A 20,976-nucleotide genomic window follows, 5' to 3' on the forward strand; every position below is an offset into this window, starting at 1 on the left:
GGACGACGAGGGGTCCACCGCGCCGTATCAGCAAAACTCTCGGTGGACCGCTAGAGAAAGACCCCGGTCAGGCGGCCTCGTGCAGGGCCGCCAGCAACCTCGCGGCGCGCGTGTCCACGTCCTCGGCCTGCAGTTCGTTGGTGGTGAAGGAGAACGAGACACCGCGGTTGGGCCACGCGCCGTGCCGGCCGCCGCCCGCGCCCGAGTGGCCGAAGGCGCCCGGGTCGGCGCCGTCCGGGCCGTAGGTGCCGATCGGGTCGGCCAGCTCGAAGCCGAGACCGAAACGCAGCGGCCGGTCGTTGATCGCGTCGACGCCCTCGCTCCACGTGCGGGTCGCCTGCGTCAGCACGGCCGACGGGACGAGCGAACCCGCCAGCAGCAGGTCGTAGAGCCGCGCCATGCTCGTGGCCGTGCCGACGCCGCTGCCGGCCGCGAGCTCGGCGCCGCGGTACCCGGGCGAGTTCATGGTGTCGGTGGAGTCCAGCAGGCCGCGGTACATGCGCTCGACGACGCGGCGGCGCTCGTCATCCTGAAGGAACGTGCTGATCCGGTAGCCGGGCGCGCGTTGCAGCGTCGCGACCGGGATCGACGGCGGGGTGCCGAGCCGCAGATCCAGCCCGTGCGGAGCGGCGAGCAGCTCGTGCAGCAGCTCGCCGACGCGTTGGCCGGTGACGCGGCGGATCAGCTCCGTGGCGAGGTAACCGTAGGTCAGGGCGTGGTACGCGACCCGGGAGCCGGGTGTCCACAACGGACTCTGTGTGGCGAGGGCGGCCGCGCTGGCGGCGTTGTCGGTCATCGGCACGTCGGCGTCCACATAGGGCAGCCCGACGGTGTGCGCGAGCACCTGCGACACGGCCACGTCGGCCTTGCCCGCCGCCGCGAACTCCGGCCAGTACCGCGCCACCCGTTCGCTCGGGCCGAGCTGGCCGCGGGCGGTGAGCATCGCGACGAGCGTGGCCACGATCCCCTTGGTACCGCTGAAGAGCACCACGCGCGTGTCCCGGGTCCACGGCACACCGGGCGCCGCCGATCCGGCACACAGCTCGACCACGAGACGGCCCCGCCGGAAGACGCTGAACGCGACGCCGCCCGAGGCCGCGGCGGCGACCTCGTCGAACGCTTCGCGCACCGTCTCGAACCCCGGCCGCACCTCGCCGTGGCCGGTCATAGGCGCGGCGTGGTGGCCAGCAGTTCGCCGGTGTAGGGGTGGGCGGGCGCGGTCAGCACGGCTTCGACCGTACCCTCTTCCACGATCTCCCCGCCGCGCAGAACGGCGATCCGGTCGGCCACCTCGGGCGCGAGCGCGATGTTGTGCGTCACGAACAGCACGGCCATCCCCAGCTCACGGCGCAGCTCGCCGAGCAGCTCCACGATGGTCGCCTGCACCGACACGTCCAGCGCGGAGGTCACCTCGTCGCACACCAGCACGTCGGGCGTCGTGACCAGCGCCCGCGCGATGGCCGCGCGCTGGCGCTCCCCGCCGCTGAGCTGGTCGGGCAGGCGGTTCGCGAGCGACCGGCCCAGCCGCACGCGGTCCAGCACCTCGGCCACGCGTTCGCGCCGCTGCGGGCGCGACAGCGAGGTCAGGTGCACCAGCGGCACCTCGATCGACTGCGCGAGCGTGCGGCGCGGGTTGAGCGAGGAGAACGGGCTCTGGAACACGTACTGGATCCGCCGCCGCTCGTCGTTGCTGCGCTGGCGCGTGCCGGGCGCGAGCGGGGTCCCGTCGAGCGCGACGGTGCCGGTGAAGCCACGGGTGAGGCCCGCGACGCACTGCGACAGCGTGGTCTTGCCGGACCCGGACTCGCCCAGCAGCATCACGCACTCGCCGCGCGTCACCTCCAGATTCACCCCGCGCAGCACCTCCTGGCGCCCGTAGGAGACCCGGATGCCGCGCGCGGCCAGCACCGCGTCCGACGGCGGGGGAGCGGCACCCGGTTCCGCGCCCAGATCGGGCACGGCGCCCAGCAGTTCGCGGGTGTACGCGTGTTCTGGTCGCTTCAGCACGTCCTCGGCCGGCCCGGTCTCCACCACGCGACCCCGGTACATCACCGAGACGCGGTCGGCGAGCTGCGCGACCACGGCCAGGTCGTGGGTGATGTAGAGCGCGGCCACGCCGTGCTCGGCCGTCAGCCGCCGCACGGTCTCCAGCACGAGCGCCTGCGTCATCACGTCGAGCCCGGTGGTCGGCTCGTCGAGCACCACGACACTCGGCCGGCACGCGAACGCCATCGCGATCCCCACGCGCTGCTGCTGCCCGCCCGAGAGCTGGTGCGGGTACCGCCGCCGGTAGGCCGGATCGGCGGGCAGACCCACCTCGGTGAGCACCTCGGCCACGCGCTCCTCGACCGGGCCGGGGTAGCCGTGGGTCTGGAGTACCTCGGCGATCTGCAGCCCGATCCGCAACGACGGGTTCAGCGACAGAGCCGGGTCCTGCGGCACGTAGGAAACGGTCGCGCCGCGCAGTTTTCGCCGCTCCGGCGTCGCGAGCGAGAGCACGTCGACGGGTTCGCCGGCGCGCGGGTGCAGCGTCACCTCGCCACCGTCCTCGACGAGGCCGCGGCGGAAGTGGCCGAGCGCGGCCAGCCCCGCCGTGGTCTTGCCCGACCCGGACTCGCCGACGAGCGCCAGCACCTCGCCGGGCGCGATGCGGTAGGAGACGTCGTGCAGCACCGGCCGGCCCGCGGCCGTCTTCACGCGCAGGCCGGTCACTTCCAGCGCGAGCGGGGGACTGTCCACGGCGGTCACGAGCGTTCCTCCCGGGTGCGCCCGGCCGCGGCCGAGGCGAGCGAGTCGGCCACGAGGTTCGTGCCGACGGCGAGCAGCGCGATCGCCACCACCGGGAGCAGCACGCCCCACGGCTGCACGACCAGCGCGATCCGGTTCTCGTTGATCATCAGGCCCCAGTCGGCCGTGGGTGGCTGGATGCCGAGCCCGAGGAACGACAGCGACGCGATGTAGCCGATGGAGTAGGTCAGCCGCAGGCCGAGCTCCACCATGAGCGGGCCGGTGATGTTGGGCAGGATCTCGCGCAGCAGGATCCGGCTGCGGGGCACGCCGTACATCTCCGCGGCCCGGATGTAGTCCTCGCCGCGCACCGCCACCGTGGTCTGGCGCGCGACGCGGGCGGTGCGCGGCGCGTGGGTCAGGCCGATCACCAGCACGAGGAGCCAGCCCTTCGGCCCGATCACCGCGATCGCGAGCAACGCGATCACCAGCTGCGGGAAGGACAGCAGCACGTCGTTGCCGCGCATCAGAAGGCTGTCGAGCCACCCGCCGCCGTAGCCGGCGACCATGCCGAGCAACGCGCCCAGCACGATCCCGAGCACGGTGGCGAGCACCGCGTAGAGCAGCAGCGTGGTGCCGCCGGCGAGGAAACGGGTGAGCACGTCGCGGCCGAGACCGTCGGTGCCCGCGAGCCCGTCCGGTTTGAACGGTTTGCCCGCGAAGTCCGTGGTGGTGTGGCCGGTGAGCACCGGCCCGAGCCACGGGCCGAGCAGCGCCACCAGCACCACGACCCCGGCCAGCACCGTGCCGGCCTTCGCCTGCGGAAACCGCCACGCCGTGCGGAGGAGCCCGCGGGCCTTGGCAGGTGCTTCGCCGGCCGTGGTGGCCGGCGCGAGCTCGTCGTCGACGGCGGTCATCGGCTCGCCTCCGTCCGCAGCTTGGGGTTCGCCAGGATGCCGACCACGTCGGCGAGCAGGTTCACCACGATGTACACCGCGGCGATGATCAGCGTCACGGCCTGGACCACGGCGACGTCGCGTTTGCTCACCGCGTCGATCAGCGACTGCCCGATGCCGGGGTAGCGGAACAGGAACTCGACCACCACGACCCCGCCCGCGAGCCACGCGAGCTGCAGCGCCACGACCTGCGCGACGGGACCCACCGCGTGTGGCAAGGCGTGCCGCAGCAGCATGGTCCGCTCGCGGACGCCCTTGAGCCGGGCCATCTCGACGTACCCGGAGTCGAGGACCTCGTTCATGGTCGCCCGCATCATCCGCGTGATGTACGGCGTCACCACCAGCACGAGCGTCGCCACCGGCAGCACGAGCTGGCTCGGCTGCTGCCACACCGGTTCACCCGGCGCGGTGAGCGTGACCGAGGGCAGGACCTTGAACACCGTGGTCGCGAACAGCACGATCAGCGCCACGCCGATCACGAACTCCGGCAGCGCGGCGATCACCAGGCTGATGCCGGACACGGTCTGGTCCGCGGCCCGGCCGCGCCGCATCGAGCTCCACGTGCCCAGCGCGAGCCCGAGCGGCGTCGCGATCACCGCGGCGAGCACGAGCAGCACGAGCGAGGCCACGATCCGGTCGCCCAGCAACGTCGTCACCGGGCCCTGCGTGGACGTCGAGGTGCCGAGATCGCCGGTGAACAGCCCGCCGAGCCAGGTGAGGTAGCGCTGCCAGACCGGCTCGTCGAGGTGCAGCTGGTGCTGCAGCGCGGCGATCCGCTCCGGTGTCGCCTGCTGGCCGAGGATGGCGCGCGCCGGGTCACCCGGCAGCAGCAGTGTCGCCACGAAGACGAGCAAGGTGACCAGCCAGAGCACCACGAGGCTCACGAGCAGCCGTTTCACGATCATCCGGGTCATGCCGCACCTCCCTGTGCTGTGCCGAGCCACGCTTCGCGGAACTGGTAGCCGGACAGCGAGATCCCCGTCCGGTCCGGCACGAGTCCCGCCACGTAGACCTGGTGGGCGTCCACCTGGTCCACGAAGCCCCACACGATGAGGCCGCCGCGTTCGTACTCGATCCGCTGCGCCTGGTGCAGCAGCGCCGTGCGCGCCGCGGTGTCCACAGTGGCGCTCGCGCGCGTGACGAGGTCGGTGAACTGCGGGTCCTGCCAATGGGTTTCGTTGTACGGCGACTTCGGCAGCGAACCGTTCGCGACCTGGGGCAGGTAGTTGCGCGTATACCAGAAGTCCTGTGCGAAGTCCCAGGACAGGTAGTTCTCGCCGTAGAACGTGGTGGTGTCGACCTTCCGGATGCGCACGGTGACGCCCGCCGCCTTGGCCTGCTGCTGGAACACCTGCGCCGCCTCGACCGCGCCGGCCTGGATGGGCGCGGTGACGAGCTCGATGTCGAGGTTCTCGTGCCCGGCTTCGGCCAGCAGCCGCTTCGCCGCCGGGATGTCCTGTTTGCGTTGCGGCAGCTGCGAGTCGTACGCCGGGTCGAACGGCGCGTAGAGGTCGTTGCCGGGCCGGCCCTGGCCGCTGAGGACCTGGTTGATCATCTGGTCGCGGTCCACGACCAGCCGCAGCGCCTGGCGGACGCGCACGTCGTCGAACGGCGGCCGGTCCACGCGCATCGTGAACGGCAGCCAGGTGCCCGTGGCCGAGCGCAGCACGCGCATCCGCGGGTCGCTGCGCAGCACGTCGATGAGCGCCACCGGCACCTGGTCGATGGCGTCCACCTGGGACGAGAGCAGCGCGTTGATCCGGGCGTCGTCCTCGGCGAAGTTGATCAGCACGAGCTCGTCGAGGTAGGGCTGGCCGGGCCGCCAGTAGTGGTCGTTGCGCACGAACGTGCTCTGCAGCCCCGCGGTGAACTCCTTCAGCCGGAACGGGCCGGTGCCGATCGGGCGCTTCACGTCGAAGTCGGCAGGCACGATGCCGAGGGAGTATTGGCCGAGCAGGTCGTCGAAGCCGGAATCGGGCTCGGTGAGACGGAACTCGACGGTCCGCTCGCCCGTCGGCACCACCCGGCCGAGCATGGTCAGGCTGGCAGCCCCGCTCTTGGGGTCCTTCGGGTCCGTGATCCGCTTGAACGTCGCGACGACGTCGGCGGGGGTCACCGGTCGGCCGTCGTGGAACCGCACCCCGTCGCGCAGCACGGCGGTCCACGTCCGTGCGTCCGGCGACGACGTGAGCGATTCGGCGACCAGCATCTGCAGCTTGTAGTCGTGGTCGCGCAGCAGCAACGGTTCGTAGAGGTTGACCACCCGGGCGATGTCCGGGTTCGCCACCGGGACGTGCGGGTCGAGCGTGTCGGACGCGCCGCCGCCGGTCACGCCGACGCGCAGGGTGCCGCCGCGGCGCGGTGGCCCGGTCGGCGCGGCGGCCGCGACGCCCGAGCCGCCGCACGCGGCGAGCAGGGGAGCGGCGCCGAGCAGGGCGGCACCGCCGAGCGCCGCCGTGAGGAACCGGCGGCGCGGGAGGGAGTTCGGCTCACATCGTTCTTCCATGGGTGTCTTCCGGTGGGAGGCGGGCCGGGTGGGGTTCGGGAGAGCGTCAGGCGATGGCGCGCCCGGCGTGGTCGGGCAGTGGCGCGAGGTGGGCGCCGAGGCGCTCGGCGACGGCTTCGGGGAACGGCGAGGCTCTGCCCTCGGCGACGTGCAGGCACAGCAGCTCCTCCGTGGCCACGAGCTCACCGCCGACGTGCAGTTCGTGCCACAGCCGCACCTTCTTCGCCCCGACGGCGAGCACGGAGGTCGTCACGGTGAGCTCGGCGTCCGGCCCGACCTCACGCAGGTACCGCACGTGTGCCTCCACGGTGTACAGCGAAGCGCCGGTGGACTCGCGGTAGGCGGGATCGAGGCCGACGGCGTCCATCAGCGCCGTGGTGGCGTCTCCGAACACCAGCACGTAGTAGGGCTCGGAGAGGTGTCCGTTGTAGTCGATCCACTCGGGACGGACGCGGTCGTGGTGGACCAGGGCTTCACCCACGGCGGGCCTCGCCGACGGCGCGCTGGATGGCGATGATCGCCCGGTCCCGCTCGGCCACGAGGTCGGCGATCGTGCGCGGCGCGGCTTCGTCCTCGCAGCCGTCGACCACGGCGTTGCGCAGCTCGGTCGTGAGCTCCGGCGCATCGAGGCGGGTCCAGGGCGCCTTCAGCGACGGTCCGAAGTGGTCCAGCATGTGCGCCATGCCCCCTTCACCGCCCGCGAGGTGGAACGTGAGCATCGGCCCCTGCACCGGCCAGCGCAGGCCCGGCCCGTCGGTGATCGCGGTGTCGATCTGCTCCACGGTGGCCTCGCCGTTCGCGACCATGTGCAGGGCCTCGCGCCAGAGCGCCTCCTGCAGGCGGTTGGCGATGAACCCGGGCACCTCCCGATCCATCGTGATCACGGTCTTGCCGACGTGCCGGTAGAACTCGCTCGCCCACGCCACGGCCCACGGCGCGGTGAGCTTGCCGCCCACGACCTCGACCAGCGGGATGAGGTAGGGCGGGTTGAACGGGTGCCCGACCACGAGCCGCTCCGGCGTCTTCGCCGCCACCTGCATCTCGGTCATGCCGTAGCCCGAGGTGGACGACGCGATCACGACACCGGCGGGGGTGGCGGCGTCGATGTCGGCCAGCAGCTTCTGCTTGAGCGGCAGGTCCTCGGGAGCGCTTTCCTGCACGAACCCCGCGCCCTCGACCGCTTGGGCGAGCGTGGCGGTGACCGTGAGCGCGTCACGGCTCGCGCCGTCGGCCAGCCCGAGCGAAGTGAGGGCGGGCCACGCCGCGTCGACGAGCCGTCCCAGTTTCGCCGCGGCGTCCGGTGCGGGGTCCCAGGCCCGGACGCGGTAACCGCGGGCGAGGAAGTGCGCCACCCAGCCGCCGCCGATCACGCCCGCGCCGACGCACGCGACGGTGTCCACAGTGGATACGTCAGGCACGGACCCGCTCCTTGAGACCGAGGATCTCGCGGGCCCGGCCGGGGCTCGCGATCGTGGCGCCGAGGTCTTCGACGATCCGCACCGCGCGCTCCACCAGCTGCCCGTTGGTCGCCTTGACCCCACGGGCGAGGTAGAGGTTGTCTTCGAGCCCGACGCGCACGTGCCCGCCGAGCAGCACCGACTGCGCCACCCACGGCATCTGGTCGCGCCCGATCGCGAACGACGCCCACTGCGCGCCCTCGGGCAGCAGCTTCACCATCGCCTGCAGCAGACCCGGATCGGCGGGCGCGCCGTAGGGGATGCCCATGCACAGCTGGAACAGCGGCGGCGCGTCGATCAGCCCTTCCGCCACCATCTTCGAGGCGAACCACAGGTGCCCGGTGTCGAAGATCTCCAGCTCCGGCTTCACGCCGAGTTCCTGGATGCGTTTCGCGCCGGTGCGCAGCATGTCCGGAGTGGACACGTAGAGCTGGTTGCCTTCGCCGAAGTTGAGCGAACCGCAGTCGAGCGTGCAGATGTCGGGCAGCAGCTCCTCGACGTGCGGCAGGCGGGCGAGAGCGCCGACCAGGTCCGTGCCGTCGACCGGCTTGAGCGGATCCTCCTCGTCGAGCACGAGGTCGCCGCCCATCCCGGCGGTCAGGTTCACGACCACGTCCACTCCGGACTCCCGGATCAGCCGCACGGCCTCGCGGTACAGCGCCACCTCGCGCGACGGGGCCCCGGTCTCGGGCTCGCGGACGTGGATGTGGACGACGGCCGCCCCGGCTTCCGCCGCTTCGATCGCGCCCGCGGCGATCTGCGCCGGCGTGACCGGCACGTGGGGGCTCCGGCCGACGGTGTCGCCCGCGCCGGTGAGGGCGCAGGTGACGATGACCTCGTGGTTCATCAGGCTCCCTTGACGATCGACCTTTCGATGAAGTCGTGCAGGTGCGCGCGCATGGTGGCCACGGTGCTGCGGGGCTTGCGGGTCAGCACCTGGATGCCGAGACCGTCGATCAGCGCCGTGAGCTGCTCGGTGGCGGCCTCGGGATCGGCCACGCGGAACGCGTGCTGCTCCTGGCCGGTGCGGATGGTCATGAGGATCGTCCGGTACCAGCGGTCGTAGGAATCGGTGTAGAGCGACCGCAGCTCCGGGGCGAGGGACACCTCGTTCCACACCTGAAGCCAGACCGACCACTCGGCGCGCAGCACGCCGTCGGCCGGGAGTTGCAGTTCGACCAGCTTGAGCAGCCGGTCGTGGGCATCGGCGACCGCGTGCAGCTCGGCGACCTGGCGATCGAAGGCGAGCTTCACGTTGCGCCGCAACGCTTCGTTGAGCACTTCCGCCTTGCTGGGGAAGTGGTAGTGGATGGTGGCGGTGCTCGTGCCGCACGCTTTCGCGATGTCGGCGATGCGTACCCGGTGGTACCCGCGTTCGGCGATGAGCAGCCACGCCGTCTCGAGGATCCGCCGCCGCGGCTCGGACTGCGTGTGGTGCTCGGGATCGCTCTCCGGGCGCGCGGCGAGCGCGGGGACCGCCGTCACGGTTTTCGCGTCGTCGCTGCCGTTGAGCAGCCAGTTGACCGTGACGCCGCAGTACTCGGCGACCCGGACGAGCTCGTGCGGCGAGAACCGGCGGGTGCCGGTGAGCGCCTTGGACAACTTCGTCTCGTCGAGCCCGATGGCTGCGGCGAACTCCCGCTGGGCTCCCGGCATGGACCGGATCAGCTCCCGGACCCTGGTCCGCAGCTCCTCCGACTCGTCCATGCCGGAAGACCGTAACCCCGCGTTGCGATTATCGCAATACTCACGCCACCTGTGGCGTAACGTTTGCCGGGTTTCGTTGCGGTGGACCGGATTTGCGATCCTGGCTTGACTGCTGGGTCAGTCGAGGCCCCGGTTTGACCGCCGGCGGCGGTGCGGCTAACGTCCGGAACGCTCGACCGAATCCCTCCGCACCACCGGGAAAACCATGACCACCGCGCCCCCGGGTGCTGTCCGCACCGAGGTAGTCGACGGCGTGCTCGTGGCGACGATCGACCGGCCCGGCGGGAACGCCATCGACTCCCGCGTCAGCTTCGAGCTCTACGCCGCCTGGGCGCGGCTGCGTGACGACCCCGCGGTGCACGCCGGCGTGGTCACGGGCGCGGGCAGCGAGTACTTCTCGGCGGGCTGGGACCTCGCGCCGGGAGCCGGCGGGCTGGCCGGCGTCGCGGACTTCTTCCGCATCGGCAAGCCGATGATCGCCGCGGTGAACGGCCTCGCCCGCGGCGGCGGCTTCGAGCTGGCGCTGATGACGGATCTCATCGTGGCGGCCCCGCATGCCGAGTTCGTGGTGGCCGGCCCGCTCGGCACGGCGCTGCCGGCGCGACTGTCCGAAGAGGCCGTTGCCGAACTTCGCCGCGGTGGCGGGAAACTCACGGCCGCCGCGGCGGCGAAGTGGGGTGTGGTCCACCGGGTCGTGCCGGCGGGCACCGAGCTCGGCGTCGCGCTGGAGCTCGCGCGGTCGCTGGCGGGCACGCCCGGCGCGGCCGCGGCCGTGAAGGAGATCGGCCTCGGCGCGCACCGCGCGGACGACGAGTAGCGGCTCGCGGATCAGGAGGCGCTGTCCCGCGGCGCCACCGTGAACCGTCGCAACGCCAAGGCCGGGTTCGTGGTCCGGACCTGCTCCACGCGGTCGGCCGAGATCTCCGCGACGGCCACGCCCGGCGCTTCACCCAGCGACGCGGCCACTACGCCCATCGGATCGACGACGAGGCTCGAACCCGACCCCATCGGCGCGATCTGCCCCGCCGCGGCGACGTAGACGGTGTTCTCGATCGCCCGCGCCTTCACCAGCGTCGTCCAGTGGTACTCCTTCAGCGGCCCCGGCACCCACTCCGCAGGCAGCGCCACGACCTGCGCGCCCGCGTCCGCGAGCCGCCGGGTCACCTCGGGGAAGCGCAGGTCGTAACACGTCTGGAGGCCGAACGTCAGGCCCGCGGCCTTGAACGTGGCCGGTTCCGTGATCTCCCCGGCGCGGACGAAGTCGGACTCGCGGAAGCCGAACGCGTCGTAGAGGTGCAGCTTGCGGTACACCGCCGCGAGCTCGCCGTCGGGGCCGGCCACCACGAGCGTGTTGAAGATCCGCCCGCCCTCGGGCAAGGCTTCGTTCATCCCGGCGACGACGGTGATCCCGCGGCGGGCCGCGACCTCGCGCAGCCCGGTCACGAACGCGCCGTCGAGGCTCTCGGCCGAGGCGACGAACCGCTCGTCCATCGCCGGTACCGTGAACATCGAGTACTCGGGCAGCACCACGACCTCGGCTCCGCGCTCCGCCGCCTCACCGGCGAGCCGCGTGAGCACCGCCAGGTTGCCCGCTTTGTCGTCGGTGGGAGCGAACTGCGCGACGGCGACCTGCACCATGCCGAGTGTCCTTTCGGGAGCGACGAGGACCGTCACCGGTCTGTGTACTCCGTGTATACATGACGGATGAGGCCCCGGTCCAGAGGTGTAGGCTCGCCAGCGCGCCGACGCAGGCGCGCGACGAGGGGAGAGGCATGACCACCACCGCACCGGGACCGGTCCCGGTCGAGGGCGGCGGACCGGCTCGGGATCGGGTGTACGCCTGGCTGCGCGACGGGATCATCTCGGGCGAGCTGGAAGGCGGGCGGTTCCTCGACGAGCTGTGGGTCTCCGGGGTGGTCGGCGTGTCGCGGACGCCGGTGCGCGAAGCGTTCCACCGGCTCGAGGCCGAGCGCTTCATCAGCCTGCTGCCGCGCAAGGGCGCGCAGGTCCGCACGGTGACCGCGCGGGAGCTGGAAGAGGTCTACCAGAGCCGGCGGCTCATCGAGGGCCACGCGATCACCGAGGTCTGCGCCGCGGGCGCGGGTGCCCCCGCCGAGATGGCCGGCCTGATCGAGGACATGGGCCGCGCGGGCGCGGAACGCGACTGGTTCGCCGTGTCCGGGCTCGACCGCCGGTTCCACCGGGCGATCGTGAACGCCGCCGGCAACACGGTGCTCACCGAGCTGTACGACACACTCCGCTCGCGCCAGCAGCGCGTGGCCGTGCGGGCGCTGGAAGCGCGGCCGGAGCGACTGTCGATCATCGACGAGGAGCACCGGCAGCTCGTGGCCGCGCTCGACGCGGGGGACGCGGAAACGGCGCTGCGGATCCTGAACCAGCACCTGCGGCCGGTTTCCGAGGTGGTCTCGGCTCTTGACCGCACCTGAACGGGCGTGAGCGGCGCGGCCCCGCGGGTGCGAATGATAGGAAGGTCGAGTGACCGAACCGAACTCGATCGACGCCGCCGCTGACGAGGCCGTCACGCTCACCAGCGACCTCATCCGCATCGACACCACCAACACCGGAGACCCCGACACCCTGATCGGCGAACGTGCCGCCGCCGAGTACGTCGCGGAGCAGCTCACCGACGCCGGCTACGAGATCACCTACGTCGAGTCCGGTGGCGAAGACCGCCACAACGTCATCGTCCGGCTGGCCGGGGCCGATCCGTCGCGCGGGGCCCTGCTGATCCACGGGCACCTCGACGTCGTGCCCGCCGACCCGGCCGAGTGGTCGGTGCACCCGTTCTCCGGCGCCGTGCAGGACGGCTACGTCTGGGGCCGCGGCGCGGTGGACATGAAGGGCATGGTCGGCATGACGCTGGCCCTGGCCCGCCACTACAAGATCCACGGCATCGTGCCCCCGCGCGACATCGTCTTCGCGTTCCTCGCCGACGAGGAGGCCGGCGGCAAGTACGGCGCGCAGTGGCTGGTGGAGAACCGGCCCGAGCTGTTCGAAGGCGTCACCGAGGCGATCAGCGAGGTCGGCGGGTTCTCGATCACGCTGAAAGACGACGTGCGCGCGTACGTGATCGAGACGGCCGAGAAGGGCATCCGCTGGATGAAGCTGCGCGTGCGCGGCACGGCGGGCCACGGCTCGATGATCCACCGCGACAACGCGGTCACCAAGCTCGCCGAGGCCGTCGCGAAGCTCGGCAGCCACCAGTTCCCGCTCGTGCTCACCGACTCCGTGCGCGAGTTCCTCGCCGGCGTCACCGAGATCACCGGCTGGGACTTCCCCGAGGACGACCTCGAGGGCTCGGTCGCCAAGCTGGGCAACATCTCCCGCATGATCGGCGCCACCCTGCGCGACACCGCGAACCCGACGATGCTCACCGCCGGCTACAAGTCGAACGTGATCCCGTCGGTCGCCGAGGCCGCGGTCGACTGCCGCATCCTGCCCGGGCGCATCGAGGCGTTCGACCGCGAGCTCGACGAGCTGCTCGGCCCGGACATCGAGAAGGAGTGGATGGAGCTCCCGCCGGTCGAGACCACGTTCGACGGCGCGCTCGTCGACGCGATGACCGCCGCGGTGCTCGCCGAGGACCCGGGCGCGCGCACGCTGCCGTACATGCTTTCCGGCGGCACCGACGCGAAGTCGTTCCAGCAGCTCGGGATCCGCAACTTCGGCTTCGCGCCGCTGAAGCTGCCGGCCGACCTCGACTTCTCCGCGCTCTTCCACGGCGTGGACGAGCGCGTGCCGGTGGACGCGCTCAAGTTCGGCACGCGCGTGCTGGACCGGTTCGTGCGTTCGTCCTGAGCGCCGGAAACGACCGCGTTGCCCGCGTTCACGCTCGCCGACGGGACACCTCTGCACCTCGTGCGCTGGGGTGACCCGTCGGCCGGCGTGACCGTGGTGCTCCTGCACGGCTACGCGCTCGACCGCCGCAGCTGGGGCCGGATCGCGCCGCTGCTGCCGGAGGCGGTGGACGAGCCGCTGTCGGTCGTCGGCTACGACCACCGCGGCCACGGCAAGTCCGGCCGCGCCGGCCGCGGCACGGCGACCATGGCGCAGCTGGGCGACGACCTCGCCGAAGTGCTGGCACGCGCCGTGCCCGAGGGCCGTGTGGTGCTGGTGGGCCACGACATGGGCGGGCTCGCGATCATGTCGCTCACGCAACGCCATCCGGAGCTGTTCGCCGCGCGCGTGGCCGGGCTGGTGCTGCTCGCGACGTCGTCCGGGCGGCTCGCCACGGAGGCTTCGGCGGCGTGGCCGGGCGCGCTCGGGATGCTGGCGCAGGACCTGGAACTGGTGCTGGGCGCCAAGTTCTTCGGGCTGGTGCGCGAGCACACGAGCCGCGCGGTCAGCGCCGGCCTGCGCTGGTGGCTCTTCGGTGACGACCCGGATCCGGACCTGGTGGAGCTGACCGTGACGATGATCCGGCGCAACTGGCCGCACACCGTCGCGGTGTTCCGTCCCGCGCTCGACGCGTACGCGCGCGAAGCGGCGCTCGCGCGAGTGGGTGCCCTGCCGGTCACGGCGATCGTGGGGGAGCGGGACCGGATCGTGGCGGCCACAGACGTCGAGCACCTCGTCCGGGGCCTCGAACACGGCACGGCTGTGGTGCTGCCGGGCGTCGGCCACGTCGTGCCGCTGGAAGCCGCCGCCCAGGTCGTGCCCCGGATCGTGGCTCAGGTACGCGAGGCGTACCGACAACATCGTGGTTCTTGACAACTTCGTTTTTCGGCAGCACGATGGGCGCATGTTTCCCGTTGCGGTGATCGAGGACGCGGCCGCGGCCGAGGTGTCGCTCGACCCGGTCCGCGCCCGGCTGCTGGCCGAGCTGGTGGAGCCGGCGTCGGCGACCATGCTCGCGGCCCGCGTCGACCTGCCCCGCCAGAAGGTCAACTACCACCTGCGCGCGCTGGAGAAGCACGGGCTCGTGGAGCTGGTGGAGGAGCGGCGCAAGGGCAACGTCACCGAGCGCATGATGCGCGCGACCGCGGCGTCCTACGTGATCTCGCCGTCGGCGCTGGCGGCGGTGCAGCCGGACCCGGCGCAGTCGCCCGACCGGCTGTCGGCGCGCTGGCTGCTCGCCGTGGCGGGCCGGCTGGTGCGCGACGTCGGGATCCTGATCACGGGTGCCGCCAAGGCGCGCAAGCGCGTCGCGACGTTCGCGCTCGACGGCGAGGTGCGGTTCGCCTCGGCGGCGGACCGGGCCGCGTTCGCCGAGGAGCTCGCGGTGGCCGTGACGAGCCTGGTGGGGAAGTACCACGACGAGGGAGCGGAGAACGGTCGCGCGCACCGCGTGATCGTGGCCGTGCACCCGAGCGTGCCGGACGAGGAGGCCTGAAGTGGCGGAGTTCAGCGGGAAAGAGTTCGAGCTGCCCGGGGCGGCCGAGGTGGCCGCGACCCCGGAGCAGATCTGGGCGGCGATCGCGACCGGGCCGGGCATCGACTCGTGGTACATGGGCCGCAACGAGGTCGAAGGCGGCCTCGGCGGCGTCGTGCGCGGCTCGTTCGCGGGCTACGAGCCGGAGATGGCGATCACCGCGTGGGACCCGCTGGAACGGCTCGTCTACGGCACCCAGACCGAGCCCGACGGGCGGCGGATCGCTTATGAGTTCCTGATCGAGGGCCGCGACGGCGGCAGCTCGGTCGTCCGCTGCGTCACCAGCGGCTTCCTGCCCGGCGACGACTGGGAGGACGAGTTCGAGGCGATGGCCGCGGGCGGCGCGCTGTTCTTCCGCAACCTCGCCGAGTACGTCACGTACTTCGCCGGCCGCACGGCCACCCCGGTCACGGTGTTCGGCCCGCCGGTGTCCGACTGGGACCGGCTGTGGGCGGCGCTCGGGAACCGGCTGGGACTGGCGGGCCGGCCCGAGGAGGGCGACCGCGTGCGCATCGATTTGGCGGGCCGGGCCGTCGAAGGCGTCGTCTACGCCGTGAACCCGCAGACGGTGGGCGTGCGCACGGCCGACGCGCTCTACTGCTTCCTGCAGGGCTTCCACGGCCCGCTCATCGCCTGCCACCACGTGTTCTCCGCCGAGGCGGGCGACGAGCAGAGCTGGCAGGAGTGGCTCGGGCGGCTCGCCGCCTGACCCGGACACCGGGCTCGCGCTGCCGGCGCCCCGGTCAGCCGGCTCGCGGGGCCACCGGGCGCCGGGCTTGAGCGCCGAAGCGATCCTGGCCCGCTGTGCCAGCAGCACCGAGTAGGGCTGGCCCAGGGAGTGCCCTCCGTCGACCTGCAGGTTGTGCCCGATCACGTAGCCCGATTCGTCGCTCGCCAGATAGACCGCGGCGGCGGCGACGTCGTCCGTCGTTCCCGCGCGCGGCGTCGGGCTGACCTCCTTGACCAGGGGAGTGATCTTTTCGCCCACCGCGGCCAGCACCTCGGGGGTCTCGGCTTCTTCGTCGCCGTACCCGGCGACCTTGGCGAAAATCCCGGTCGTGACCCCGCTGACGCTGATGGTGTTCACGCGGACTCCGTGCTGGCCCAGCTCGGCGGCCGCCCATTGGCTCAAGTGGTGGAGGCCGGCCTTGGACACGGAGTAGTCCAGGCCCGAATTGGCGACCCGCGTTCCCGCGATGCTGCCGATGTTGATGATGCTGCCCGCGCCCTGCGCGCACATGTACCCGGCGGCGTATTTGATGCCGAGCAGCGGACCGCAGACGTTCACGTCGAACGCCCGCCGGAAATCGGCCAGGTCGACGTCGGTGACCGAGCTGATGGTGGCGGGTGCCCCCGCGTTGTTCACCAGCACGTCGATGCGGCCGAACCGGTCCGAGGTCGAGCGGACCAGGTCCTCGACCTCGGTGTCCACCGACACGTCGGCCCGGTGAAAACTGGCCGCTGGGCCCAGCCGTTCCGCGATCGCGAGACCGTTTTTCGCGCGCCGCCCGGAAAGGACGACCTGAGCGCCCTCGGCGACGAACCGGTGGGCGATGGCGGCCCCGATGCCGCTGGTGGCGCCGGTGACCACGGCGTTTTTTCCGTCCAGCCTGTTCATGTTCACCCTCTTTGGCATGATTCGGCCGCCGGCCGAAGACCGGGTCGTACGCGAAGATCCACTGCGTACGCTAACGGCCGGATCAGGGTGAAAAGGCGCGCGAAAATCTTGGTCTGGACTTATTGGTGTTACGTGGCGAGCCCGGGCAGGCGGTCGGCGGCCGTGCGCTTGCGCCGCAACCAGACCCGCCGGGTGCCGTCGGCGTAGAGCCGCACCGTGCGCAGCTCCCAGCCGGCGAACTCGGCGTGGATCGAGAGCTGGATCGCCGCCGCGCGCCGGGACACACCCGGGGGCAGGCGCAGGCGGCGGTACTCCCAATCCCCTTCGACCACCGCCTCGTCGACCGTCGTCATGGCTGGATCACCTGGGTCCCTTCTCCTGCGGCCGAGCCGACGAGCACTCGGCCGCTCCGGTCGTCGACGCTCACCGAGTTCGGCTGGCGCACGGTCGGGAATCGGTACTTCTCGGTGGGCTCGCCGCCGCGGACGTCGAAGCCCACCACCTGGTTCTGCCCGGTCAGGGTGACCCAGGCCAGGTTGCGCTGGTGGTCGTAGGCGATGCCGTAGATCCCGCCCGGCACCGGGTAGCGCTGCCGCAGGATCAGCGGGCCGACGGAGAACGCGAGCAGCGCGCCCGCGCGGGCGTCGGTGACCAGCACGCGCCCGTAGGAGTCGCTGGTGGCGTTGGCCGCGCCGTCGCCGGCGCGCAGGCCTTCGCCCATCGTCCCGGCGTTCACGTCGACGCTGAACACGGCGGTGCGCAGGCGGTCGAGCACGACCACACCCTGCCCGGTGTCCACGACGTCGTCGGCGCTGTAGAGCTGGCCGGTGATGGTCTTGGTGACCGCGCCGCCGGCCAGGACCTCCACGGCCTTGCGGTCGCGGACGGCCACGATCGTGTCCGGCCCGTCGGCCACCCCGGCGGTGGGCTGGCCCGCCACCGGCTGCGTGGTCAGTCCGCCACCAGGCAGTGTGATCTTCGCGAGCTCACCCTTGGTCGGGATGCTCGCGATCGCCTGGCCGTCGGACGTCGTCAGCGATTCGGCCGGGCCGGGCAGGGGCACGGTGACCCGGGGGGTGCTCAGCGAGTCGAGGTCGTAGACGAGCACCGACGGCGGCTGCGTGACCGCGACCGCGAGCGTGCGGGTCTTCTCGTCGGTCGCCATCGCCGACACGGCGGGCGTCGCCAGTACCTGACCCGCGGGCTTGGTCGTCACGGCCGGGGAGACCGCCGGCTTCGCGGCCACGGGGTTCGCGACCACCTGCAGCGAGTCGGAGTTGTCCTGGCCCGAAGCCGAGCATGCCGAGAGCGCGAGGGCACCGACCAGCGGAATCGCGATCCGCGACGCGGCGGTGAGCCGACGCACCTTGAAGCCTCCTGCAGTTCCTCGGCGAGGTGTCCTCACCAGCATCCCCCACGATTCCCGTGCCGTCACGTGTGCGTCATCCAACAGACACCTGCGCCTCATTTCGGTCCCCGCTCGGGGTAGCCCACGTCGACGCAGCTCACGTCGTCGAGCGCGCTGCGGATCGCGGGCGGGAGCGTGAGCTCCTCCGCCGCCAGCGAACCGGTCAGCTGGCCGGTGTCGCGGGCGCCGACGACCGGCGCCACCACCCCCGGCCGGTCGCGCACCCAGGCCAGCGCGACGACCAACGGCGAGGTGCCGAGCCCGTCGGCGGCGGTGGCCACGGCCTGCACGATCCGCGCCGCGCGGTCCGTGCGGTGGTGTTCCACGTACCCGGCGAACTCGCTGGACGCGCCGCGCGAGTCCGCGGGCGTGCCGGTGCGGTACTTGCCGGTCAGCACGCCGCGGCCCAGCGGCGCCCAGGGCAGCAGCCCGATGCCGTGGTGCAGCGCGGCGGGCGCGGCTTCGCGGTCGACCCCGCGCTCCAGCAGCGAGTACTCGTACTGGCAGGACACGATCGGCGCGACCGCGCTCGCGCGCGAGGCGGCCGTGGCCAGCTGCCAGCCCGCGTAGTTGGAGACGCCGACGTAGCGGACCTTTCCGCTGGTCACGGCGTACTCCAGGGCCGAGAGGGTCTCCTCGATCGGCACCCCGGCGTCCCACGCGTGGAGCTGCCACAGATCGAGGTGGTCGGTGCCGAGCCGGCGCAGCGAGCCGTCGAGCGCGTTCAGCAGCGCGCCCCGGGACGCCCCGCCGCCGAAGGGGCCTTCGGTGCGCCGCGCGACGGCCTTCGTGGCGACCACCACGTCGTCGCGGGGCACGAGATCGCCCAGCAGGCTGCCGAGCACGCGCTCGGCCTCGCCCTCGGCGTAGATGTCCGCGGTGTCCACGAGGGTGCCGCCGGCGTCGACGAACGCGACGAGCTGGCTGGCCGCCTCCTCGGCGTCGGTGTCGCCGCCCCACGTCATCGTGCCGAGCGCCAGGCGCGAGACCCGCAGTCCCGACCGGCCGAGCTGTCGCTTTTCCACGACCACCGAGCCTAGCCGTCGGCCCGGCCCGTACTTGACCAAGGTGACGCCGTGTCGCGACCGGCCACCCGGTCGGTGCACCCAGGGCACGGCGCGAGTCGTGCCCTCGGTACGTTTCCGGCCGTGCGAATGGGACTCAACCTCGGTTACTGGGGCACCGGGGACAACTCCGCGAACCTGGCGCTGGCCGGGAGAGCGGACGAACTCGGGTATTCGGTGGTGTGGGCGGCCGAGGCCTACGGCTCCGACGCCGTGACGATGCTCACCTGGATCGCCGCGCGGACCGAGCGGATCGACGTCGGCAGCGCCGTGCTGCAGATCCCGGCGCGGACGCCGGCGATGACCAGCATGACCGCCGCCACGCTCGACACGCTCTCGGGCGGCCGCTTCCGGCTCGGCCTGGGTGTCTCGGGCCCGCAGGTGTCGGAGGGCTGGCACGGCGTGCGGTTCGCCGACCCGGTGGGCCGCACCCGCGAGTACGTGGAGATCGTGCGGGCCGTGCAGTCGCGCCGCCGCGTGCGGTTCAGCGGCGAGCACTTCGAGCTGCCGCTGCCCGACGGGCCCGGGCTCGCGCTGGGCCTGACCTTCCGGCCCGAACGCAAGCAGGTGCCGGTGTACCTCGCCGCGATCGGGCCGAAGAACCTCGAGCTGACGGGCGAGATCGCCGACGGCTGGCTGCCGGTGTTCTTCTCGCCCGGGCACGCGGGCGAGCAGCTCGCGCACATCCGCGCCGGCGCCGAGGCCGCCGGGCGGTCGCTCGACGGGTTCGACATCGCCCCGTCCGTGCCGCTCGTGGTCGGCGACGACTGGCGCGAGTGCGCCGACGCCGTCCGCGCCCACGCCGCGCTGTACGTGGGCGGGATGGGCAGCCGGAAGCAGAACTTCTACAACCGCCTCGCCGTGCGGATGGGGTTCGAGGCGGAGGCAGCCGAGGTGCAGGAGAAATACCTCGCGCGCGACTACGCGGGGGCTCAGGCGGCCGTGCCGCTGGAATTCCTCGACGCGACGTCGCTGCTCGGTCCGCGGGAGCGGATCGCCGAGCGCATGGCGGAGTTCGCGAAGGCGGGCGTGACGACGTTGTCCGTGACTCCGTACGGGGAGTCCGCGGGATTCGAGGCGGCCCTGCGGACCGCCGTGGAAGCGATCGAACTGGCGGGAGTGGCCTGATGGGGTGGTTCGAAGCACTGGTGCTGGGGCTGGTGCAGGGACTCACGGAGTTCCTGCCCATCTCCTCCAGCGCGCACCTGCGGATCGTGGCCGCGCTCGTCGGCTGGGACGACCCGGGCGCGGCGTTCACCGCCGTGACGCAGATCGGCACCGAGCTCGCGGTGATCCTGTACTTCGGGAAGAAGATCGGCCGCATCCTGCAGGCTTGGTTCTTCTCGCTCTACCGCCGCAGCTGGCGCCGCGACCCCGACGCGCGGCTGGGCTGGCTGATCATCGTCGGCTCGATCCCCATCGTCGTGCTCGGCCTGCTGCTGCAGGACCAGATCGACGAGGCCTTCCGCGACCTGCGCATCACCGCGTCGACACTGATCGTCTTCGGCGTGATCCTGCTCATCGCCGACCGCGTCGGCTCACAGCGGCGCACCCTCGACCACCTCACCGTGCCGCACGGCCTCGGCTTCGGCTTCGCCCAGGCCCTGGCCCTGATCCCGGGCGTCTCGCGCTCCGGCGGCACCACCAGCGCCGGCCTGCTCATGGGCTACACCCGCGCCGACGCGGCGGAGTACTCGTTCCTGCTGGCCCTGCCGGCCGTGTTCGGCTCGGGCCTGTACAAGCTCACCGACATCGGCAAGAACGGCGAGACCGCCCAGTGGGGCCCCACGATCCTGGCGACGCTGGTGGCCTTCGGCGTCGGGTACGTGGTGATCGCGTGGCTGATGTCCTACATCAAGCGCAAGAGCTTCGTGCCGTTCGTGATCTACCGGATCGTGCTCGGCCTGCTGCTGTTCGGACTGATCATCGGCGGCGTGCTCGACCCGAACGCAGGACCGGTCGGAAGCTGAGCTGTGTTTTTGGCGTTGGCTCCGCCGCCGCGTGCGAGATCGCCGTTGAGCCGGCTTCTGGATCGGGCGGTCGGATCGGCCGTGGAGATCCTGGCCAACTCCGACAACATCCTGCGCTGCGGCCTCACGCCCAAGCACGTGGATGTGCCGGAGCTGCTGCGCGTGGTCGAC

The 20,976-nt window shown here is 72.1% G+C and carries 21 protein-coding genes and 1 pseudogene; 8 read left to right on the plus strand and 14 right to left on the minus strand.

Annotated elements, in window-relative coordinates; genetic code table 11:
- Nucleotides 1–67: 67 nt before the first annotated feature.
- From AB0878_RS21830 to AB0878_RS21870, 9 genes are read right to left on the minus strand one after another with little or no spacing between them, the layout of a single operon-like run.
- Nucleotides 68–1,168 (minus strand): serine hydrolase domain-containing protein, encoded by a 1,101-nt coding sequence (locus AB0878_RS21830; protein ID WP_366582080.1) that lies wholly within the window; start codon nt 1,166–1,168, stop codon nt 68–70.
- A complete protein-coding gene (locus AB0878_RS21835; protein ID WP_366582081.1) occupies nt 1,165–2,748 on the minus strand; it encodes an ABC transporter ATP-binding protein in 1,584 nt (527 codons plus the stop codon). The genes AB0878_RS21830 and AB0878_RS21835 overlap by 4 nt, the downstream gene beginning before the upstream one ends.
- Nucleotides 2,745–3,644, minus strand: coding sequence for an ABC transporter permease (locus AB0878_RS21840; protein WP_366582082.1), 900 nt, complete (start codon nt 3,642–3,644; stop codon nt 2,745–2,747). Before AB0878_RS21840 ends, AB0878_RS21835 begins: the two co-directional genes overlap by 4 nt.
- Nucleotides 3,641–4,597, minus strand: coding sequence for an ABC transporter permease (locus tag AB0878_RS21845; RefSeq protein ID WP_366582083.1), 957 nt, complete (start codon nt 4,595–4,597; stop codon nt 3,641–3,643). The genes AB0878_RS21840 and AB0878_RS21845 overlap by 4 nt, the downstream gene beginning before the upstream one ends.
- Nucleotides 4,594–6,189, minus strand: coding sequence for an ABC transporter substrate-binding protein (locus AB0878_RS21850; protein ID WP_366582084.1), 1,596 nt, complete (start codon nt 6,187–6,189; stop codon nt 4,594–4,596). Before AB0878_RS21850 ends, AB0878_RS21845 begins: the two co-directional genes overlap by 4 nt.
- Before the next feature lie 46 nt (nt 6,190–6,235).
- Nucleotides 6,236–6,670, minus strand: coding sequence for a thioesterase family protein (locus AB0878_RS21855; RefSeq protein WP_366582085.1), 435 nt, complete (start codon nt 6,668–6,670; stop codon nt 6,236–6,238).
- Nucleotides 6,663–7,607: a 3-hydroxyacyl-CoA dehydrogenase NAD-binding domain-containing protein gene (locus AB0878_RS21860; RefSeq protein ID WP_366582086.1), complete on the minus strand. Its 945-nt coding sequence runs from the start codon at nt 7,605–7,607 to the stop codon at nt 6,663–6,665. The genes AB0878_RS21855 and AB0878_RS21860 overlap by 8 nt, the downstream gene beginning before the upstream one ends.
- Nucleotides 7,600–8,493, minus strand: coding sequence for a 3-keto-5-aminohexanoate cleavage protein (locus AB0878_RS21865; protein ID WP_366582087.1), 894 nt, complete (start codon nt 8,491–8,493; stop codon nt 7,600–7,602). Before AB0878_RS21865 ends, AB0878_RS21860 begins: the two co-directional genes overlap by 8 nt.
- Nucleotides 8,493–9,353: a TetR/AcrR family transcriptional regulator gene (locus tag AB0878_RS21870; protein WP_366582088.1), complete on the minus strand. Its 861-nt coding sequence runs from the start codon at nt 9,351–9,353 to the stop codon at nt 8,493–8,495. The genes AB0878_RS21865 and AB0878_RS21870 overlap by 1 nt, the downstream gene beginning before the upstream one ends.
- 205 nt (nt 9,354–9,558) lie before the next feature.
- Between AB0878_RS21870 and AB0878_RS21875 the strand changes: the two genes are divergently transcribed.
- Nucleotides 9,559–10,170, plus strand: coding sequence for an enoyl-CoA hydratase-related protein (locus AB0878_RS21875; protein ID WP_366582089.1), 612 nt, complete (start codon nt 9,559–9,561; stop codon nt 10,168–10,170).
- An 11-nt stretch (nt 10,171–10,181) separates the two neighbouring features.
- Here the strand turns inward: AB0878_RS21875 and AB0878_RS21880 are convergent, their stop codons facing one another.
- A complete protein-coding gene (locus AB0878_RS21880) occupies nt 10,182–11,027 on the minus strand; it encodes a carbon-nitrogen hydrolase family protein (protein WP_366582090.1) in 846 nt (281 codons plus the stop codon).
- A gap of 98 nt (nt 11,028–11,125) precedes the next feature.
- Here AB0878_RS21880 and AB0878_RS21885 point away from each other — a divergent pair, with 98 nt between their 5' ends.
- From AB0878_RS21885 to AB0878_RS21905, 5 genes are read left to right on the plus strand one after another with little or no spacing between them, the layout of a single operon-like run.
- Nucleotides 11,126–11,800 (plus strand): GntR family transcriptional regulator, encoded by a 675-nt coding sequence (locus AB0878_RS21885; protein ID WP_366582091.1) that lies wholly within the window; start codon nt 11,126–11,128, stop codon nt 11,798–11,800.
- Between the two features lie 49 nt (nt 11,801–11,849).
- Nucleotides 11,850–13,172 (plus strand): M20/M25/M40 family metallo-hydrolase, encoded by a 1,323-nt coding sequence (locus AB0878_RS21890; RefSeq protein ID WP_220240646.1) that lies wholly within the window; start codon nt 11,850–11,852, stop codon nt 13,170–13,172.
- An 18-nt stretch (nt 13,173–13,190) separates the two neighbouring features.
- Nucleotides 13,191–14,084, plus strand: a complete 894-nt coding sequence (locus AB0878_RS21895; RefSeq protein ID WP_366582092.1) for an alpha/beta hydrolase — start codon at nt 13,191–13,193, stop codon at nt 14,082–14,084.
- Between the two features lie 31 nt (nt 14,085–14,115).
- Nucleotides 14,116–14,706 carry a helix-turn-helix domain-containing protein gene (locus tag AB0878_RS21900; protein ID WP_366582093.1) on the plus strand — a complete coding sequence of 197 codons (591 nt, stop codon included), beginning with the start codon at nt 14,116–14,118 and terminating at the stop codon, nt 14,704–14,706.
- Between the two features lies 1 nt (nt 14,707).
- Entirely contained in the window at nt 14,708–15,454 is a 747-nt protein-coding gene (locus AB0878_RS21905; protein WP_366582094.1) for an SRPBCC domain-containing protein, read from the plus strand.
- Between the two features lie 186 nt (nt 15,455–15,640).
- Here the strand turns inward: AB0878_RS21905 and AB0878_RS21910 are convergent.
- From AB0878_RS21910 to AB0878_RS21925, 4 genes and pseudogenes are all read right to left on the minus strand, one after another.
- Nucleotides 15,641–16,381: pseudogene (locus AB0878_RS21910) on the minus strand (SDR family NAD(P)-dependent oxidoreductase); the annotation flags it as partial.
- Nucleotides 16,382–16,491: 110 nt separating this feature from the next.
- Nucleotides 16,492–16,716, minus strand: coding sequence for a DUF5703 family protein (locus AB0878_RS21915; RefSeq protein ID WP_285967049.1), 225 nt, complete (start codon nt 16,714–16,716; stop codon nt 16,492–16,494).
- The gene (locus AB0878_RS21920) at nt 16,713–17,729 is read right to left on the minus strand and encodes a hypothetical protein (protein WP_366582095.1); all 1,017 of its coding nucleotides are present in this window, start codon (nt 17,727–17,729) and stop codon (nt 16,713–16,715) included. Before AB0878_RS21920 ends, AB0878_RS21915 begins: the two co-directional genes overlap by 4 nt.
- Before the next feature lie 98 nt (nt 17,730–17,827).
- Entirely contained in the window at nt 17,828–18,796 is a 969-nt protein-coding gene (locus AB0878_RS21925) for an aldo/keto reductase (RefSeq protein ID WP_366582096.1), read from the minus strand.
- 123 nt (nt 18,797–18,919) lie between these two features.
- Between AB0878_RS21925 and AB0878_RS21930 the strand changes: the two genes are divergently transcribed.
- Together AB0878_RS21930 and AB0878_RS21935 are read left to right on the plus strand one after the other, a co-directional pair.
- Nucleotides 18,920–19,963 carry an LLM class F420-dependent oxidoreductase gene (locus AB0878_RS21930; RefSeq protein WP_366582097.1) on the plus strand — a complete coding sequence of 348 codons (1,044 nt, stop codon included), beginning with the start codon at nt 18,920–18,922 and terminating at the stop codon, nt 19,961–19,963.
- Entirely contained in the window at nt 19,963–20,805 is an 843-nt protein-coding gene (locus AB0878_RS21935; RefSeq protein ID WP_366582098.1) for an undecaprenyl-diphosphate phosphatase, read from the plus strand. Before AB0878_RS21930 ends, AB0878_RS21935 begins: the two co-directional genes overlap by 1 nt.
- Nucleotides 20,806–20,976: the final 171 nt, after the last annotated feature.

Origin of the sequence: Amycolatopsis sp. NPDC047767 (assembly GCF_040704195.1) — a bacterium.
Classification (GTDB): Bacteria; Actinomycetota; Actinomycetes; order Mycobacteriales; family Pseudonocardiaceae; genus Amycolatopsis.

Coding starts and splice junctions, on each gene's coding strand:
- AB0878_RS21885 (WP_366582091.1), top strand. CDS start 11,126: ATGACCACCACCGCACCGGGACCGGTCCCGGTCGAGGGCGGCGGACCG.
- AB0878_RS21865 (WP_366582087.1), bottom strand. CDS start 8,493: ATGAACCACGAGGTCATCGTCACCTGCGCCCTCACCGGCGCGGGCGAC.
- AB0878_RS21900 (WP_366582093.1), top strand. CDS start 14,116: ATGTTTCCCGTTGCGGTGATCGAGGACGCGGCCGCGGCCGAGGTGTCG.
- AB0878_RS21870 (WP_366582088.1), bottom strand. CDS start 9,353: ATGGACGAGTCGGAGGAGCTGCGGACCAGGGTCCGGGAGCTGATCCGG.
- AB0878_RS21830 (WP_366582080.1), bottom strand. CDS start 1,168: ATGACCGGCCACGGCGAGGTGCGGCCGGGGTTCGAGACGGTGCGCGAA.
- AB0878_RS21840 (WP_366582082.1), bottom strand. CDS start 3,644: ATGACCGCCGTCGACGACGAGCTCGCGCCGGCCACCACGGCCGGCGAA.
- AB0878_RS21875 (WP_366582089.1), top strand. CDS start 9,559: ATGACCACCGCGCCCCCGGGTGCTGTCCGCACCGAGGTAGTCGACGGC.
- AB0878_RS21915 (WP_285967049.1), bottom strand. CDS start 16,716: ATGACGACGGTCGACGAGGCGGTGGTCGAAGGGGATTGGGAGTACCGC.
- AB0878_RS21935 (WP_366582098.1), top strand. CDS start 19,963: ATGGGGTGGTTCGAAGCACTGGTGCTGGGGCTGGTGCAGGGACTCACG.
- AB0878_RS21850 (WP_366582084.1), bottom strand. CDS start 6,189: ATGGAAGAACGATGTGAGCCGAACTCCCTCCCGCGCCGCCGGTTCCTC.
- AB0878_RS21845 (WP_366582083.1), bottom strand. CDS start 4,597: ATGACCCGGATGATCGTGAAACGGCTGCTCGTGAGCCTCGTGGTGCTC.